The sequence below is a fragment of the Caballeronia choica genome (assembly GCF_001544535.1).
Lineage (GTDB): Bacteria > Pseudomonadota > Gammaproteobacteria > Burkholderiales > Burkholderiaceae > Caballeronia > Caballeronia choica.
The window spans coordinates 102863-119531 of sequence record NZ_FCON02000012.1 but is presented as its reverse complement, the minus strand read 5'-3'; the positions used below and the strand labels follow the sequence as shown (position 1 = coordinate 119531).

Here is a 16669-nt window from a genome sequence, read left to right as displayed (position 1 = left end):
CGTCATCTGCATCGTCGGCAGAAGGAGCCTCACGTGATTCGCAATCTCTTCAAGGAAAAGCATGTCCGCTACGCCGCCTGAGGAAGAGGGCACTATTTGATGCACTCGTCAGTAAATGCGCATCGCCGGATACTGCCGGACGGTATTATCGGCGAGCTTTACGTCGGGGGCGACGGTTTAGGGCTCGGCTATTTCCAGCGCCCGGCATTGACCGAAGCCGCGTTCGTCGCGCATCCGTATGAACCGGGCGAGCGCCTGTATCGAACCGGCGATTACGCATGCGTGGGACGCGACCAGATGCTTTACTTTCACGGCCGTCGCGATCATCAAGTCAAGATTCGCGGCCACCGGGTCGAGTTGGGCGAGATCGAGAGCTTGCTGGTCCAATATCCCGCGGTTAGCGGCGCCGTCGTTTTGCCGCGCACCGATGCGGTCGGCGAACCTGCGTTGATCGCGTATCTGCTCGTCGACCGCGCTTTCGATGACGATGCGTTACGCGCCTGGCTTCGAGCCCAATTGCCGGCAGCGTTTGTGCCGGTGCGGTTCGAATGCCTTGACGTTTTTCCCGTCACGCCTAACGGCAAGGTCGATCGCGCAGCGCTCGCGGCGGCGGATGGTCCTACTGCCCACGGTACAGACATGTCTTTGCCGCGGGATATTGGTGAGGCGCTGGCGATCCTTGTCGCGGAAACGCTCGGTCTATCGAAAGTGGCGCCTGGCGGGAGCTTTATCGGGCTGGGGGGTAGCTCGCTGGCCGCGGCTCGTCTCGCCTGGCGCATCGAGACCGTCCTGCGGCGACGCTGCAGCGCGAGCATGATCCTTGCCGCGCCGTCTCTCGCGACTCTCGCCGAAACGCTGCGTCACGCATTGCCTCCAAAGGGCGGTCCAGGCGCGAACGCGCTGCCGCTCACCGATCGCCCTGCGTCGCCTCAGCAGCGCAGTCTTTATGTGGAACAGCTCAAGAGCCCCGCCTCGACCGCATATAACCTGCCAATGGTGGTCGAGTTCGAAAAGGCACCGGATCTCACGCGGCTGCGCGACGCGCTCGCGCAACTCGTCGCCCGCCATCCGATGCTTGCCGCGTCATTCGACGTCGCGGACGGCATGGTCATGCAGCGCGTTGGTCATGAATTGCCGATCGGCATCGAAGTGTCCCGCGATCCGGCCACGAACCTTTCTGCGCATGTCCGGCCATTCGATCCTGGCGTCGCCCCCTTGTGGCGCGCCGTGCTGGTGGATGGCGAACGGCCCCGTCTCCTGTTCGATATTCACCACATCCTGTGCGACGGACATGCACTGCGGAATCTGTTTGACGAATGGGACCGCATTTACCGTGGGATGCAGCTCGAAAAGCCGGCGCTATCGTATGCCGACTATGTCGAATGGCTCGCTGGTTCGCTGTCCGGCGCACGCAAGGAGCAACAGCGTGCATTCTGGCTCGATGCACTGCAACCGCTTGCGCCGGCGATTGCGTTGCCGACCGATAGGTCGCGCGAGGGTCCGCGCGCGGACCGTGGCGGACATGTCTTATTCGAGATCGGTGCCGAACGGGCCGCCGCGTTGAGCGCGCTGGTGCGCGGCCTTGATGCAACCCTGTTCCAGGGATTGATCGCCGCCTACGTAATCTGGCTTTCGCGTTCGACCGCCAGCCGGGATATGGTCATCGGCGTACCGTTTCTCGGTCGGCAGGCTCCCGGCAGCGATCACGTATTCGGCATTTGCGTGAATACGGTTTGCCTGCGCTTCGAGCTAAGCGCCGACGATACGTTTGAACAGGTCATTCGCCACGCGGCCGCGAGGTCAGTGGCCGCGTCCGAGCATCAGGACTATCCGTTCGACGAACTGGTCCGCGAACTGGTGCCCACGCCGGATTATCGCCGCCATCCGATCTTCGACACGATGTTCGCGTTTCAGGAGACCGGATTGACAGGAATGTCCGCGCTGGGCGGGACTGTCCATTGGGTGCCGGCCGCTACCGAAGCCACCCTGTTCGATCTGAATCTACAGATCGAGTGCGGACCGAAGGGATTGCTCGCAACGTGGGGGTTCGCGCGCGATGTGTTCGACCGATCCACCGTCGAGGGATTTGCCGAGGAATACCTCGGCGTGCTCGATACGATGATTTCAACGCCAGCAGGCGCAATAGCGCAATGCCTCGAGGATCGCGGCACGCTGGCAAACCTGCCCGACGTCGCTTTCTCTTTCTAATTCCGTCTGGAACACGCGCATGCAATCGATCGAATCCATGGGGCGCCTCAAATCTCTCGCCGCGCGCCGTCAGCGCGAAGCGGCGTTCTGGCAAGACCAGCTCGCTGGCGACTGGGTGCCGGCATCTCCGCTCGCGGACTACCCGGGGCCAGAAAATCGCGCGTCTGGTCATTGCTCGGTGGCGATTCATCCGCAAACTGCGGACAAGCTATCGGCGATTACGCACGACAATCCGGCGGCGCTCGAAGTTTTCATCGCCGCGACGACGGGCGCAGTGCTCGGCCGGCTGACGCGCAATGTCGACGTGGTGATCGGCTATCCAGCCACGGAGCGGAAATCGGCTCCGACCACGTACGACGAAGCGTTGCCGCTTCGGCTGGACGTTGCGGGCCGGCGGACGTTCCGCGAACTGCTCGCGGCCACCCGGGAGCGGTACTTGGCAGGACTTGCACATCAAGGTTATCCATTTGAAGTGCTTTCCCAACAACTCGCGATGGAGCGATCCGGAGACAGGCACCCGCTGTTCGACGTTGCCGTCGAGGTCGAACAGGCGAGAGTGTCGACGCTCGTGGACCGTAGCGGCCTTCTTGTCGTCGTTCAATTGATCCGCAACCCGGAGGGACTGAAGCTGAGTCTGCGCTTCGATACGACGCGATATACGTCCGACACGATCGCGCGACTCGGAACCTTGATTGAACGCGCGCTTGGCGAGGGCGTCCGGTGTCCGGACCGGCCAATCGGCGACATGGCTCTAATGGGGAACGAAGATAGCTTGATCCTGGCGCGCGCGAACGACACGGCATGTGCGTATCGCAACGACATTCGTCTTGCCGATTTGCTCGCGTCGCACGCAGCGACGCTTGGCGACTCGGTCGCCATCGTACAAGGCAGTCATCGGCTCAGTTATCGCGAGCTCAATCGCCGTTCGAACCAGCTCGCGCACACCCTTCGCGCGAAAGGGGTAAAGCGGGACCAACTGGTGGCCGTGATGGTCGAACGGTCGCAGGAGATGATGGTGGGAATCTTCGGCATTCTGAAGGCTGGAGCGGCGTACCTGCCGATTGATCCCTCCCTGCCGGGCGCGCGCATCGACCTCATGCTTGCCGACAGCGAGGCGACCGTCCTGCTGACGCAGAGCAAATTCCGGGATCGAGTAGACACGAGTAGTGGCGGAAAAGTGTGTTCGGTCATCGACCTGGACTCCGCGGACGCCTACTCGGAACGCAGCGATGCGCCGACAGGAACGGGCGATGCGCGCGACTTGGCGTACGCCATCTACACGTCCGGCTCAACTGGACTGCCGAAGGCCGCACTGATCGAGCACCACTCCGTATTCAACCGGATCGATTGGATGCAGAAGGCGTTTCCGATCGGCCCAGACGACGTGATTTTGCAGAAGACGACAATTGCGTTTGACGTGTCTGTCTGGGAACTGTTCTGGTGGTCGTTCGTTGGCGCGTCGGTGTGTCTGCTCGAGCCTGGCGCGGAAAAAAACCCGGAAGCGATGATCGACACGATCGAAAAGCACCGCGTGACCACGCTACATTTCGTGCCGTCGATGTTGCAGGCCTTCCTCGATTACGTCGAGACTACTGGCTCGATTGCGCGGCTCGCGAGTTTGCGTCAGGTATTCGCGAGCGGCGAGGCACTGCGCACGGATCAGGTCGAACGCTTCAGGCATTTGCTCGGGCGACCGCATGGTGTACGCCTCATCAACCTGTATGGTCCGACTGAGGCGACAGTTGACGTGTCGTATCACGAGTGTGTCAACCAGGACGAAGCGCGTGGTGTGCCTATCGGCCGCCCGATCGACAATATCCGGCTGTACGTTGTCAACGAGGATCTCCGGCCCCAGCCGGTCGGCGTGGCCGGCGAACTCTGCATCGCCGGCGTCGGGCTGGCGCGCAGCTATCATCGACGTCCGGAACTCACGCGGGAGCGTTTTATCGACCACCCGTTCGAGGGCGAAGATCGCATCTATCGCACCGGCGATCTGGCCCGCTGGTTGCCGAACGGAGAGGTCGAGTACCTCGGACGTATCGACCAGCAGGTCAAGCTCCGCGGTTATCGGATCGAACTCGCGGAGATCGAGCATCAACTGCGCGGCTACTCTGGCGTCTCGGACGCAGCGGTGATCGTACGTAACCGTGGTATCGACGCGGTTTTGCATGCTTATGTCCAAGCGCCCGGGGCGGTTGACGAAGACGCGCTGCGTCGCCACTTGGCTAACAAGCTTCCTGAATATATGATCCCCGCGCGTCTGGTCACGCTCACGCAATTTCCGCTAACGCCCAGCGGCAAGCTGGATCGCAAGGCACTACCGCTTCCCGAACAGGGTGGCGCCACCACACACTTCGAGGCGCCGGTGTCGCCGGTCGAGATCGAACTTGCCGCGATCTGGCAACGAGTCCTTGGTGTGCCGGGCGTCGGTCGCTATGACAATTTCTTCGCGTCCGGCGGGACGTCGATTCACTTCGTGACAGTACTCGCGCAGGCAAAGGCACTTGGGCTGGTGTTTTCGTTTCAGGACTTGTTCGCGCACCCCACGGTGGCGAGCCTTTCCGCCGCGATCGCGGTACAGGAGGCGCCCGCGCAGGGCGGGCTCGAGATTCAGCCTTTTGCATTGCTGAGCATCGAGGATCGTGCGCGGGTGCCTGCGGGCGTAGTCGATGCGTATCCGATGACGATGCTGCAGGCTGGCCTGATTTTTCAGAATGAACTGACGTTCGGCACCGCGCAATATCACGACATCCTGACTTATGTGATTCAGAGCCGTTTCGAAGAAGCGCCATTTGTGGAGGCATTCCGCCATCTGGTGAGCCGTCATGCGATCTTCCGCACAAGCTATCACCTGCGAGGCTATTCCGAGTACGTCCAACAGGTTCATGCTGAGTTGCCGTTACCTCTCGAGATCGTGGATTTGCGTCACATGGATGAGGCCGATCAGGAAGCATGGCTGTCCGGCTGGGCGGAGCGTGAGCGGCAACGCCGCTTCGACTGGGAAAACGGCGGTCTCGTCAGATTGCACGTACACGTATTGCGCGACGATCTTTTCCACTACACGCTCGACCAGCACAATTCGGCGCTGGACGGCTGGAGCATCACGCTGGTCCATTCGCAACTGTTCGACATGTATTACCGGCTAATGCGCGGTGAGACGCTCGACGGAGATACTGGCTTTCGCAATTACCTACGCGATTACGTTCTGCTCGAGAAGGCGTCGATCGAATCCGAGCGCGACCGCGCGTTCTGGTCCGGCCTGATGGAGAACGGCACTCATACGGAACTCTCCCGCTGGCAAGCGGAAAGTGAAGCCTCGAAGCTCGACGTCGTCTTCCACGACGTCGATATCTCGAAGCCGCTGTCCGACGCGTTGCTGGCGCTCGCGGATCGCCTGGCGGTACCCCTCAAGTCGATCCTGCTGGCAGCCGACATGATGTTCCTGAGCGTCGCGTCGGCGGTCGACGACGTGATTGCTGGCTATGAGCATAGCGGTCGCCCCGAACTCGAGGGAGCGACCGAAGCAATCGCGCTGTTTCTGAATACAATCCCGTTCAGGGTGAACGTCGCCGAAGCAGCTTCGTGGCAAGCGCTGATCGAGGCGGTCTACCAAGCGGAGATCGCCTTGTTGCCGCACCGTCGCTATCCGATGGCGCAGATCAAAAATGATCTGGGAACCCAGGCGGCACTGTTCGAGACCGCGTTCAACTATACGCACTTTTATCGGCTGAAGGCTCTTCGCGAATTACCAGAGTTCGAGCTTCTCGACATCCGCGCGAATTCCGAAACAGAATTCACACTACGCGCCGAGTTTTCACGGCATTTCTACACCGACGAAGTAAGACTGAGCCTGCATTACCACGCCCATGTTTTCACCACCGACCAAGTCGCGGCATTCGCCGGCTACTACCGCCGTATTTTTGAGCTGATGGTGCAATCGGCCGATGCGCCGCTCCTTGAGGATCCGCTGCTCGCAGACGCGAAGCGGATCAGTTTGGAGGTGAAGAAAGGGCGGCCGCCGACGCAGACGTTCAATGCGAAATGCGCACCCGACCGCACGACGGCAGGATCGACGACAGCACATGCGGCGCTCGCTTCCGATGCTGAGCGTCAGATCGCAGACGTGTGGTCAAAGATACTCGACATCCCAGAGGCGGAGATCGGTGCGGAAGACAACTTCTTTGACCTTGGCGGCAACTCACTCGGTGCAATGCGCGCGGTGATCATGCTGCAGCGCCAGATATCCCTTGGTGACTTCATGCGGAATTCGACGCTGCGACCGCTCGCCGGCCGGCTCGAGGCATCCCGCGCCGCCGCCCGGGACCTGCTACTTGACCTGTCGCCCGAGGTGCAGCGCACGGCCGAAGGCGGTGTGACGCTAGTGTGCTTTCCGTATGCCGGTGGCCATGGAATCAACTATGGACCGCTTGCCAGGGTGCTGGCCGAGCGAGAGCCAGAGCTCAAGGTGCTGGCGGTTGACCTGCCAGGACGCGACGGTTCGACGCGAGATGGTGATCTAACGGATGTCCCCGAACTGGCGAAGTGGCTCCAGGCAGAACTGCTCAAGGGTTACCCCGGCCAGCGCCTGGTGTTCTGGGGACACTGTGCCGGCGCCGCTTTGACGCTGGAGACGGCACGGGGCCTCCAGTTCCACGGACGAGAGGTCGAACACGTATTCATCGGCGGCAAGCTCTACGGGCAGCCGGACGAAACCGCCCGGCTAATCGATCAAATATCGAACTTGACCGATGCGCACGTTACAGAGATCCTTGCCCGCGAAACGGGTTACACGGAACTCCGTGACGCGACAACCGAAATGATGACGACGCTCGCGCGAGCCTTCAGGCACGATGCCTTGTGTTCTCATCGCTATTTCATGAACGCGCCGAAAATCTGGCATGGCATGAGACTCAATGCGCAGCTCAGTGTCGTGGTGACATCGGACGATGCCTTCACCCCTGCGTATGCAACGAACTATCTGCGCTGGAACGCATTTAGCGACAACGTCGAACTGCTTGAACTGAATGACGGAGGGCATTTCTTCTGTCGTACCAAGCCGCTTGAGGTTGCCGAAATCATCGTCGAGCGGGCCGCAAGTCGACGCTGCACGACGCTTGACGGGACGCAACGCAGATAAGCGGCTCGCAGGAGGGGATCCCGATGGCGAAATAAGGTCGAGTGGGATTCCCACTTCCTTCCATACAGCAAATGAGAAACAAGCCGTGCACTCAAAAGGCAACAAGCAAGATCAATACACAGCGGAAATTGAGCATGAGCAGCCCGGCTTCCGCCTGGCAATGGCGCTGAGCGGAATGCGCGGGATGACGTCCTTTCTGGTCTCCGCGTTTCCGATGGGACTGATCGGCGGTGTACTGGGCGTGACGAGCGGTCTAGGCGGCTTCAAAACGTTGGCGCTGGCGATGATCGCCAACTCGGGAACGGCCCAGTTTGTCGCGATCAGGCTGTTGCAGGAGCGCGCGAGCGGCACGGCGATCGTCGTCACGGTCTTGATCCTGAGCTTGCGGCTCCTGATGTATGGCGTGATGCTGAGACCCCATACCAGGCCGTTGTCGCCGCCATGGCGAGCCGTTCTCGGTTTTTTTCTGATCGACGCGGTTTTTTTCGTCGTGATCGAGCGCCTCAAGGGCGAGGAGCGCACGCGTGCAGGGTGGCAGTGGTTCTATCTGGGCGCTGCGGCCGCAATGTACATCAACTGGATGGTCGCTACGGTGATCGGTATTGCAGTCGGTGCCTCATTGCCGAAGGGGCTGATTTACGGCCTTGATTTCCCGATGACCGCCGTGTTCGCCGCGATGCTGGCCGGTGCCCTGACCAATTGGAGATACTGCGTGGCGGCGTTGTTCGCTGCTGCGGTGGGCGTGATCGCGAACCCTCTGCCGTACAACCTGGGTCTCATCCTTGCGGCACTGATCGGTGCATTCGCTGGGATTGCTTGCGATGCCCTTCAGAAACCTCAATTGTCGGGGCGACAAGGAGTCTGACATGTCCATCTATCTAGTTTTCATCGGCGTGGGATTGGCCGCATTCTTGCCTCGATATCTGCCCTTAGTGCTGTGGGGTGAGCTTGAACCGCCTGCGTGGGCCCAGAGCGTCCTGCGCTTCGTTCCAACGACCGTACTGGCGGCGATCGTCGCACCGTCACTGCTGATGCCGTCCGGTGACCGAATCGACTTGAGCATGCATAACGCCTATATCTTCGGCGGCTGTGCGGTACTTATCATCGCGCTGATCTCGAAACGGATGCTGCTATCCTGCTTTGTCGGGGTTGCGGTGTTCTACGCATGGCATGCATTTGTGCGATGACGACCCCAGTGTCGCAAGCGTCTTTATCTGAACTCGTCGGTTCTGCGCAACAGTCGGAAGGGATTGTCCTGGTCGGTCTAAGTGAGCGTGTCATGGAGACGACGGACGACGATGAATTGACGACGCTCACCGATATCGAGCGCGACCGTGCACGAGCGTTTCGCAACCACGACGACAAGCGCGATTTTCTGGCCGGGCATCTCCTCGTGCGGCGGGCTGCCGCGATGCTGACCGGTGCAAGCGCGAGCACGTTCGTCGTGGAGCAGCACTGCGACCGGTGCGGCGGTCCGCATGGTCGTCCGCATCTGCGTAGTCACCCGAATCTGCACGTCAGCCTGAGTCATACGAACGGCGTGGCTGCGGCGGCGTGCAACCGCGGCCCAATCGGCGTGGACATCGAGCAATGGAGCAATGTTCCGGTGAGCCATGGTGAGTTGGGTCGTGTCCTGACCGATGCCGAACGTGAACTGCTGAATGCGTGCGCGGCCGATGTTTCATCGGATGGCTTGGAGCCTGACCAGTTGGCGTTCCTGCGATTCTGGGTGCGCAAGGAATCGCTGGTCAAATTCGGCGCGCTTACGCTCGACACGCTTTCGACAGTCGATCTGTCTGATTTGCCGTTATCTGAGTCCACCGCTCGCCGTTGGTGCCGCCGCGTGAGCAGCGGCCCATGGAAGTTTCTGGAGTGGAGTGATCCCGCACGCCGAATTTCGGGTTGCGCGGTCGGCGACGGCCATGTCAGGCTGGTGGAAATCGCCAGGTAATCGCTGTGTTTTCCGTGGCGTCGTATCCAATCCAACTTACGAGAAGCTCGCTATGTCAGCACCTTTTATCGTAGCGGCAGCCCAGTCCGTTTCGGTTGCCGGCAACCTGCGGAAGAACGTCGATCGGCATCTGATATTTCTACGCGAAGCCGCTGCGGGAAACGCACGCTTCGTTGTCTTTCCCGAGCTTTCATTGACCGGGTACGAAAGAGCACTCGCAAAGGAGTTGGCAATCCACGGCGACGATTCGCGTCTCGTACCGCTTAGGGATGAGTGCGTCCGAAACGGGCTGACCGCCGTCGTCGGCGCCCCGTTGCGATACGACGATGTCGTGCGGATCGGTGCTTTAACCTTCACCCCGGACGGGAAGGTGTCCACTTATACGAAGCAATATCTGCATCCGGGCGAGGATTTGGTCTTTGCTCCAGGGACGGGCGGGAAGCCGATCTCTGTCGACGGTACGACCATCGCCCTCGCGATCTGCGCGGACACGGGTCATCCAGAGCATGCGGAACAGGCAGCCACGAGCGGCTCGAGCCTGTATGCCGCGGGCGCGCTAATCACCGCCAACGGTTACGTCGCGGACACCGCCTTGCTTGAAGGATATGCTATGCAACACCGCTTTGCCGTTTTGATGGCGAACCATGGTGGAGAAACGGGGGGATGGTCGCCGATCGGCAAGAGCGCATTCTGGGCCGAGGACGGTCGTCGCGTGATCGCCGCAAAGGGCGCGGGTGAAGCCTTGGTGATGGCGAGTCGGTCGGGCGCCGGTTGGAACGGCCATGTCGTGACATTGGACTAGACATCATGTATGGCCCTGTCCCGCTCAACGCGGCTCTGAGTCGCGGTGTAACCCATAATCTGCGTAACCTGAAGTACAGCAGGCCTCTCACCCGACACCTAACGCGCTGAAATGCATGGTCGGTGAAACCCGCGCCATAGCGACCATGCCTGCACATCGCGAGGCGTGTTCGTCGGAACGAGTGCATAGCTGCGATGTGCACACGCCGACGCGGACATTATTCCGTCATAAGCGCGCACCCGGGCAGCGCCCCCAACTGTCGGCCCAACGAGGATGGGCGCTTTCGCGCACATTGGGTCAAAAGCAGTGGCCTTGGCGAACTGCGAAACGCGTTGCGGTCTGCAAATCGAGGCCGCTCGTGGCGACATTCGATCTTCGCTAACACTGAAACGACCAGCAGCAGTCGGCCTAACGCTGCCTCCTCTGCTGGTCACGACGCCGAATGCGCACGCAGTTCCACGACGAAGTTGTTCAACTCATTATCGCCGGCATCGGTGATCGCCCAATAGTTCATCCCCGCAGCGCTCCAGTGGGCCAGATGGTAGCCCTGATGCGCCTGTATGCGAGGCACCGCGCCCGCGTCGTTACCCGGCCACACATAGAGATTGAGCGGATGCAGCTTGTAGCGATAAACCATCACCGCCACCGGGCGTCCATTCAGGTAATCAAGGCGCCCACCGACCAGCGGATATCCCTGCTGCGCCAGATCGATCACCGGAGGCGCAAAGTCCAGCTTGCCGTTGAACCAGGGCTTAACCGTATGCTTGTCGGTTGAAATCACGTCGGAGATATGGTTGAACTGCAGCGAGCGGATATGATCGTCCACGACTTCTTGCGTAAGCCGCTGCTCGCTCGTCGGTACACCGAGATAGAGCACCACGCTCCAGCTCAAGGCGATCACGCTCATTGCCATCGCGCCGACCGGCGCCCACGTCCGCGATCCACCACCGAACCAGTTCTGCAAGCCCTCAGTGAATCTTTCCCACGGCGAGCGCCTGCCCGGCAGCGCCGCCTTGATCTTCGCGACCAGTTCCTTCGGCGCCTCCACGCGCAACCCCGCCTGCTTCAGTTGAGAACTCACCTCGCGATGCATCGCATACGCTTGCTGGCAATCTTCACAGCTCGCCAGATGACGCTCGAATTCGAGGGCCTCCGACACGCTCAACTCCTGGTCGAGATAGCCCGGCAACAGTTCAAATGCTTGTTCGTGGTCCATCACTTCCCCCGGTTCGTCGGCGCAAGGATTGCCGCGAGTTGCTGGCGACCGCGAGCGAGACGCGACATGACCGTGCCGATCGGTATGCCGACGATGCTGGCTATTTCCTTGTAAGACAGCTCTTCCAGTTCCCGCAGCACGATGACCTCCCGGTATTCCAGTCCCAGGCTTCGCAGGGCCTTGTGCACCTGTTGCAGGTTTTCGGCGCGTACCAGCATCGCTTCCGGACTATCGTCCCGATCGGCGGTACTCATTTCATGACTATGCAACTCCTCTTCGAAGAGGGTGGTCTCGCTCGCGTGCTCGCGGTTCTGCTGATGCCACGTGTAGAAGGTGTTGCGCACGATGGCGAGGAGCCACGCCCGCGCATCCTCGCCGCGAAACGAATCGAAAAACCGGAACGCGCGCAGGTACGCCTCCTGGACCACGTCCTGGGCGTCCTGATCGTTTCGCGTGAGCCAGCGCGCGACATTGAAAGCCGAATTCATATGAGGTAACACCAGTCTCTCGAAGCGCTGCGCGATCTTAGGGTCGGCCATTTTTGAAATTCCCGCTGTATTCGAAATCCATGACCGCCCAATAGGAAGACCGCCGGTATGCCGGTTTTATTCCCGGCACAGCGCTCTGGAATAGATTCCGCGCTGCTCGGGTAATGGCGGGCATCGGTCACTCGATCCGCGCACTCCGTCCAGAACGCGATGAGGCACGTCCTCGATCGACGCTTCTCGTTCGGCTGCCTGAATCTGTCCACGCCGTGTGCGCCTTGAGCGCGCGACGCGGAACAGGCCAGTACTCGATCAGGGAACTCCTCTTTCTTGCAACTGATCGGCGACACCGGCTTTTGAGTCTGACCGAATCAAAGACATTGTAGCGTCGGTAAGCGCAAAGCGATCCGCGCGCATTGGATGGCACCACCGGTTGAGGGCTTGTCGATACCACGTGCGGACGAACCGATCGCGAGAGCTTGCGCTGATCGTTGAGGATGGTCTGCGTCAGAGCTTCGACAACTGCGTCAGCGTTCGAAAAATTTTTGAACGCATGGGAATAACGGTTGGCAACGCGGCGTCTACTCATGGCAAGTCGCACAACACGCTAAGGAGTGGGAAATGAAGAAGGTCACCATGGTTGCTATCTCTCTTGCCATGCTCGCGTCGTCGAGCGCGTTCGCGCAGGGAAAGACCCGGGCCGAGGTCTATCAGGAACTGATCGAGGCACAACAGTCCGGGCTCAACTACATCACCGACACGTCCTACCCCGACGTCAATCCAATCTACTTGCCACAGGTAAGCCGCATGAAGCATGCGCAACTTGCTCAACACAACGCTGCGACGACGGTCGATGGTACGACCCGGTAAGCAGCCTCAACCCCAGGAGTATTGACATGAAATCAGCTTCGTTGAATCGGAAGGCCGTGCGGTCCATGTGCGGTTCGCTCATCGTCGGTGCCGCGCTGATCGCGACGTCGGCCGTGACCTATGCGCAGACGTCCCTGGACGCCGGTACGCATCCGCTTACCCGTGCGGAAGTGCGGCATGAACTCGAGGAACTGGAGTCGGTCGGTTACAACCCGGCTGCAGGCGACGATCCCGATTACCCCGCTGCCCTCCAGGCGGCGCAACACAGGCTGGAAGTCAAGCATCAAGAGGAAAGGAACGCGCTGGCCAGCACTGATCCGACATCGCCGGCCAAGGCTGCGCATTAGACCAGCATGGCTCAACGCCGACGCAACCGCGTTACGAGCATTGCGCCAGACGAATCGATTGCCAGCCGCCCGACTCGCGACAGCAAATGACGCGGGAATAAAGCGGACGGTCCGGCAGTCTAGCTGTTGAACCCAGCCCAAAGGCTCGTCGGGTCGTCCGGCCGTCTACCTCTTGAAACCACATGTGAGGGCAATATGTCATCAGATCTTCCGTCCGATCCGTCGCGCCGCGGCGCATTGAAATGTCTCGCTTTCGGTGGCGCGGGCACGCTGTTCGTCTTGTCCGGCGGTGTGCTTGCGCCAGTGAACCTGGCTCTTGCCGCGTCGGAGAAAGGCGTGTCGGCGGGCTCGGGCGTCCCCCTGTTCCTGCAGATCAGCGATACGCATATCGGCTTCAACAAGGAAGCCAATCCCGACGTCTCGGCCACGCTCAAGCAGACCATCGACTACGTCAACGCCATGCCCGTCAAGCCGGCGCTGACGATTCACACCGGCGACATCACCCATCTTTCCAAGGCCGAGGAATTCGACCACGCGGCCCAGTTGATGTCCGGCCTGAAAATCACCGAGCTGCATACCGTGCCCGGCGAACACGACGTGACCGATGGTCCCGGAACAGAATATTTCAGCCGCTTCGGGCAAGCCTCGAAAAACAAGGGCTATTACAGCTTCGACCACAACGGCGTGCACTTCGTCGCCCTGGTGAACGTGATGCACTTCAAGCCGAACGGCCTGGGCGGCCTGGGCGACGACCAGCTCGCCTGGCTGCAGGACGATCTGAAGGGCCGCTCGTCCAGCACGCCGATCGTCGTCTTCGCGCACATGCCGATGTGGACGATCTACGAACCGTGGGGTTGGGGCACCGGAGATGCCGGCCAGGCGATGAGCAATCTGACGCGCTTCGGTTCGGTCACTGTCCTGAACGGGCATATCCACCAGATCGTGTCGAAGGTGGAAGGCAATATCACGTTCCATACGGCGCGATCGACCGCCTATCCGCAACCGACGGCCGGCAACGGACCCGGACCCGGGCCACTGACCGTGCCACGCGATCAGCTTGCCGGAATGCTCGGCGTGACGAGCATCAAGGTGATGCGCCACCCGCTCAAGACAACGCTCGCCGATGCCACGCTTGCCTGAACCTCAAGCATCGCTCGGACACCGATTACTCACCTGGATCACTATCATGCTTACGAATACAACGCGTCGCGCGCTCATGCTTCGCATCGGAGTCGGGATGCTCGTGGCCGCATCGACTTGCATGGTCTCCGTCGCCCAAGCGGAGGACCCCAATGTCATCGTATTGAAGAATTTCATGTTCGAGCCGATGTCGCTTACGGTGAAAGCCGGCTCGACGGTGACCTGGAAAAATCTCGACGGCGAACCGCATACGGTAGTCAACGACTCCGGCCTGTTCCGCTCCAGTGCACTCGATCAGAACGATACCTTCAAGTTCAAGTTCGACAAACCCGGCGTCTACCGGATCTTCTGCGGCATACACCCGAACATGAAGGAGACGATCACCGTCCAGTAAGCGGTGCTTTGACGATCGACTCCGCCAGAAGCGAACGTGCCCCCTGAGCCGACGGTTCAGGCGCGTGGCTCTGGCGGGGACGCTCGCAGACCGACGCAGTTACGAAAGCCGAGATAAGCGCAATCATCCGTCGCCGACCACGATGACGTGGCCGACAAGCCCGACGACTTCGCCCGATTCCGGCCGGACGAGTTTGCGGCCTACAGTTGTTCATCCGCCGCAGCGAGCAGGTCGGTCGCTTCTTTTTCCCTCGACAGAAACCCAAGCCGCGCAGCCGATACTCGCCGTCGCTCTACCCGCAGGCGACGACGCGCATGCCTCGCACCTCGCTACGCATTATTTCCGCCACTTCAATGCCTCTTTCACGGACGAGCCGGGCATCACCACGGCAAACCCTTCCAATTGAATCTCGCCGTTCACGCCGGGCAGTCATGGCGGAAATGCACGAGCGCTCGAACGACCCTAATTCCTCGTCAGCGTTGCCCTGCTCCGTCCTGGCCGGCGTCCATGTTCTTTCTCACGCCTCGGCGATGCGAAATCGAACAAAACACTCATTAAACGAACATCTTCGTATCCTGTACGACGTAAGAATGTCGTAGGACAACCTCAGCCACTTCGCCGTCAAAATTTTCCGAAGCCCTTCAGAATGGTTATAACAGGCCCATTCATAGCGTTTTTACCTATTTAAACCACAACGCCAAGTGGTACGATGACCTACCTTGAAGCGGCAGAAAAAATGTTCGTATTCGAACATCGACGATCAAACGGCATGCGGTGTTTCGACAGACAAAAAGGAAGGAGACGAACTTGAAAACTATTGTTGGCTTGCGTTGGTGGATCATCGCGCTCGTGTGTCTCGGCACGATCGTCAACTACCTCTCGCGCAACGCACTCGGCGTGCTGGCCCCGCAGTTGAAGACAATGCTCCATATGACGACGCAGCAGTACTCATACGTCGTCGGAGCGTTCCAGGTCGGCTACACCATCATGCAACCGGTGTGCGGCCTGATCATCGACATCATCGGCCTTCGCATCGGCTTCGCGATATTCGCCTGCCTGTGGTCGCTGGTGGGCTGCCTTCACGGCTTCGCCGGGAGCTGGGTTTCGCTCGCGGCGTTACGCGGATTGATGGGGCTGTCCGAGGCAGTCGCGATCCCGGCCGGCATGAAGGTCGTCGCCGAATGGTTTCCGAACAAGGAAAGGTCCGTCGCGGTCGGTTATTTCAACGCGGGCACGTCGCTGGGTTCGCTGCTCGCGCCGCCGCTCGTCATCTTCATCTCGCTTCGCTATGGCTGGCAGATCGCTTTCGCGACAACCGGCGCGCTCGGTTTCGTCTGGGCTGCGATGTGGTACCTGTTCTATCGCTCGCCCGCGGATCACAAAAAGATCTCCGAGAAGGAGCGCGACAAGATCCTCAGCGGACAGAGCGTCGTGGGGCCGGCCATGCAGGGCAAGCGCCGCGTGCGCGAAGTGCTCGGCACGCGCCGCTTCTGGGCAATCGCTCAAGCGCGCTTCTTCGCAGAGCCGGCCTGGCAGACCTTCAGTTTCTGGATTCCGCTCTATCTCGCGACCGAACGCCACATGGATCTCAAGGAGATCGCCCTTTTTGCGTGGCTGCCGTTCCTCGCGGCCGACCTGGGCGGCCTGTTCGGCGGATACCTGTCTCCGTTCCTGATGAAGTATCTGCGCGTGCCGCTGATCTGGTCGCGCATTGCCGGTGTAGTGCTCGGCGCATTCATGATGATCGGCCCCGCCTGCATCGGATTCGTCGCTTCGCCGTATCAGGCCATCGCGCTCTTTTGCGTCGGCGGCTTCGCTCACCAGATGATCTCGGCACTCGTCAACACCCTGAGCGCGGATGTCTTCGAATCCGGCGAAGTCGGGACGGCCAGCGGTTTCGCCGGCATGGCGGCGTGGATCGGCGGACTGGGATTCTCGCTGCTCGTCGGCGCGCTGGCGGATTCGATCGGCTACAAGCCGCTGTTCGTCGCGCTGGGGGCATTCGACCTGATCGGCGCCACGCTGCTGATGATCCTGATGCGCGGCTACACGCACGAACCCCGTCAACTTCCGGGCAATCACGGCACGAGCACCGCCGCTTAACCCTACGTCAATAGGT

Annotated in this window: 13 protein-coding genes; 11 read left to right on the top strand and 2 right to left on the bottom strand. The window is 60.5% G+C overall.

What is annotated here, in order from left to right:
• Positions 1 to 99 precede the first annotated feature (99 nt).
• The 6 genes from AWB68_RS08150 (at position 100) to AWB68_RS08125 (ending at position 10098) form a co-directional block, all read left to right on the top strand.
• Positions 100 to 2208: a condensation domain-containing protein gene (locus AWB68_RS08150; RefSeq protein WP_087643847.1), complete on the top strand. Its 2109-nt coding sequence runs from the start codon at positions 100 to 102 to the stop codon at positions 2206 to 2208.
• Between the two features lie 19 nt (positions 2209 to 2227).
• A complete protein-coding gene (locus tag AWB68_RS08145; RefSeq protein WP_087643846.1) occupies positions 2228 to 7345 on the top strand; it encodes a non-ribosomal peptide synthetase in 5118 nt (1705 codons plus the stop codon).
• Positions 7346 to 7430: 85 nt separating this feature from the next.
• Positions 7431 to 8210 carry an AzlC family ABC transporter permease gene (locus tag AWB68_RS08140; RefSeq protein ID WP_160109989.1) on the top strand — a complete coding sequence of 260 codons (780 nt, stop codon included), beginning with the start codon at positions 7431 to 7433 and terminating at the stop codon, positions 8208 to 8210.
• A gap of 1 nt (position 8211) precedes the next feature.
• Positions 8212 to 8532 (top strand): branched-chain amino acid transport AzlD family protein, encoded by a 321-nt coding sequence (locus tag AWB68_RS08135; protein WP_160109988.1) that lies wholly within the window; start codon positions 8212 to 8214, stop codon positions 8530 to 8532.
• A gap of 92 nt (positions 8533 to 8624) precedes the next feature.
• On the top strand, positions 8625 to 9296 hold the full coding sequence (locus AWB68_RS08130) for a 4'-phosphopantetheinyl transferase family protein (RefSeq protein WP_160109987.1): 672 nt from the start codon (positions 8625 to 8627) through the stop codon (positions 9294 to 9296).
• A gap of 52 nt (positions 9297 to 9348) precedes the next feature.
• Complete coding sequence (locus AWB68_RS08125) at positions 9349 to 10098, top strand: carbon-nitrogen hydrolase family protein (protein WP_087643842.1); 750 nt, start codon at positions 9349 to 9351, stop codon at positions 10096 to 10098.
• Positions 10099 to 10528: 430 nt separating this feature from the next.
• Here AWB68_RS08125 and AWB68_RS08120 read toward each other — a convergent pair whose 3' ends face one another.
• Both AWB68_RS08120 and AWB68_RS08115 read right to left on the bottom strand, forming a co-directional pair.
• Positions 10529 to 11314 carry an anti-sigma factor family protein gene (locus AWB68_RS08120; RefSeq protein ID WP_087643841.1) on the bottom strand — a complete coding sequence of 262 codons (786 nt, stop codon included), beginning with the start codon at positions 11312 to 11314 and terminating at the stop codon, positions 10529 to 10531.
• On the bottom strand, positions 11314 to 11853 hold the full coding sequence (locus AWB68_RS08115) for a sigma-70 family RNA polymerase sigma factor (protein ID WP_087643840.1): 540 nt from the start codon (positions 11851 to 11853) through the stop codon (positions 11314 to 11316). Before AWB68_RS08115 ends, AWB68_RS08120 begins: the two co-directional genes overlap by 1 nt.
• Positions 11854 to 12420: 567 nt before the next feature.
• Here AWB68_RS08115 and AWB68_RS08110 point away from each other — a divergent pair.
• The 5 genes from AWB68_RS08110 to AWB68_RS08090 all read left to right on the top strand — a co-directional run bounded on the left by AWB68_RS08110 (position 12421) and on the right by AWB68_RS08090 (position 16653).
• Entirely contained in the window at positions 12421 to 12669 is a 249-nt protein-coding gene (locus tag AWB68_RS08110) for a DUF4148 domain-containing protein (protein WP_087643839.1), read from the top strand.
• A gap of 26 nt (positions 12670 to 12695) precedes the next feature.
• The gene (locus tag AWB68_RS08105; RefSeq protein WP_087643838.1) at positions 12696 to 13016 is read left to right on the top strand and encodes a DUF4148 domain-containing protein; all 321 of its coding nucleotides are present in this window, start codon (positions 12696 to 12698) and stop codon (positions 13014 to 13016) included.
• 195 nt (positions 13017 to 13211) lie between these two features.
• Entirely contained in the window at positions 13212 to 14156 is a 945-nt protein-coding gene (locus AWB68_RS08100) for a metallophosphoesterase family protein (RefSeq protein ID WP_087643837.1), read from the top strand.
• A gap of 46 nt (positions 14157 to 14202) precedes the next feature.
• Positions 14203 to 14550 (top strand): cupredoxin domain-containing protein, encoded by a 348-nt coding sequence (locus AWB68_RS08095; protein ID WP_087643836.1) that lies wholly within the window; start codon positions 14203 to 14205, stop codon positions 14548 to 14550.
• 807 nt (positions 14551 to 15357) lie between these two features.
• On the top strand, positions 15358 to 16653 hold the full coding sequence (locus tag AWB68_RS08090) for an MFS transporter (RefSeq protein ID WP_087643835.1): 1296 nt from the start codon (positions 15358 to 15360) through the stop codon (positions 16651 to 16653).
• Positions 16654 to 16669: the final 16 nt, after the last annotated feature.

Excerpts from the sequence above, each read along its gene's own strand:
- AWB68_RS08150 (WP_087643847.1), top strand. The coding sequence starts at position 100 with ATGCACTCGTCAGTAAATGCGCATCGCCGGATACTGCCGGACGGTATT.
- AWB68_RS08145 (WP_087643846.1), top strand. The coding sequence starts at position 2,228 with ATGCAATCGATCGAATCCATGGGGCGCCTCAAATCTCTCGCCGCGCGC.
- AWB68_RS08135 (WP_160109988.1), top strand. The coding sequence starts at position 8,212 with ATGTCCATCTATCTAGTTTTCATCGGCGTGGGATTGGCCGCATTCTTG.
- AWB68_RS08130 (WP_160109987.1), top strand. The coding sequence starts at position 8,625 with ATGGAGACGACGGACGACGATGAATTGACGACGCTCACCGATATCGAG.
- AWB68_RS08125 (WP_087643842.1), top strand. The coding sequence starts at position 9,349 with ATGTCAGCACCTTTTATCGTAGCGGCAGCCCAGTCCGTTTCGGTTGCC.
- AWB68_RS08120 (WP_087643841.1), bottom strand. The coding sequence starts at position 11,314 with ATGGACCACGAACAAGCATTTGAACTGTTGCCGGGCTATCTCGACCAG.
- AWB68_RS08115 (WP_087643840.1), bottom strand. The coding sequence starts at position 11,853 with ATGGCCGACCCTAAGATCGCGCAGCGCTTCGAGAGACTGGTGTTACCT.
- AWB68_RS08110 (WP_087643839.1), top strand. The coding sequence starts at position 12,421 with ATGAAGAAGGTCACCATGGTTGCTATCTCTCTTGCCATGCTCGCGTCG.
- AWB68_RS08105 (WP_087643838.1), top strand. The coding sequence starts at position 12,696 with ATGAAATCAGCTTCGTTGAATCGGAAGGCCGTGCGGTCCATGTGCGGT.
- AWB68_RS08100 (WP_087643837.1), top strand. The coding sequence starts at position 13,212 with ATGTCATCAGATCTTCCGTCCGATCCGTCGCGCCGCGGCGCATTGAAA.
- AWB68_RS08095 (WP_087643836.1), top strand. The coding sequence starts at position 14,203 with ATGCTTACGAATACAACGCGTCGCGCGCTCATGCTTCGCATCGGAGTC.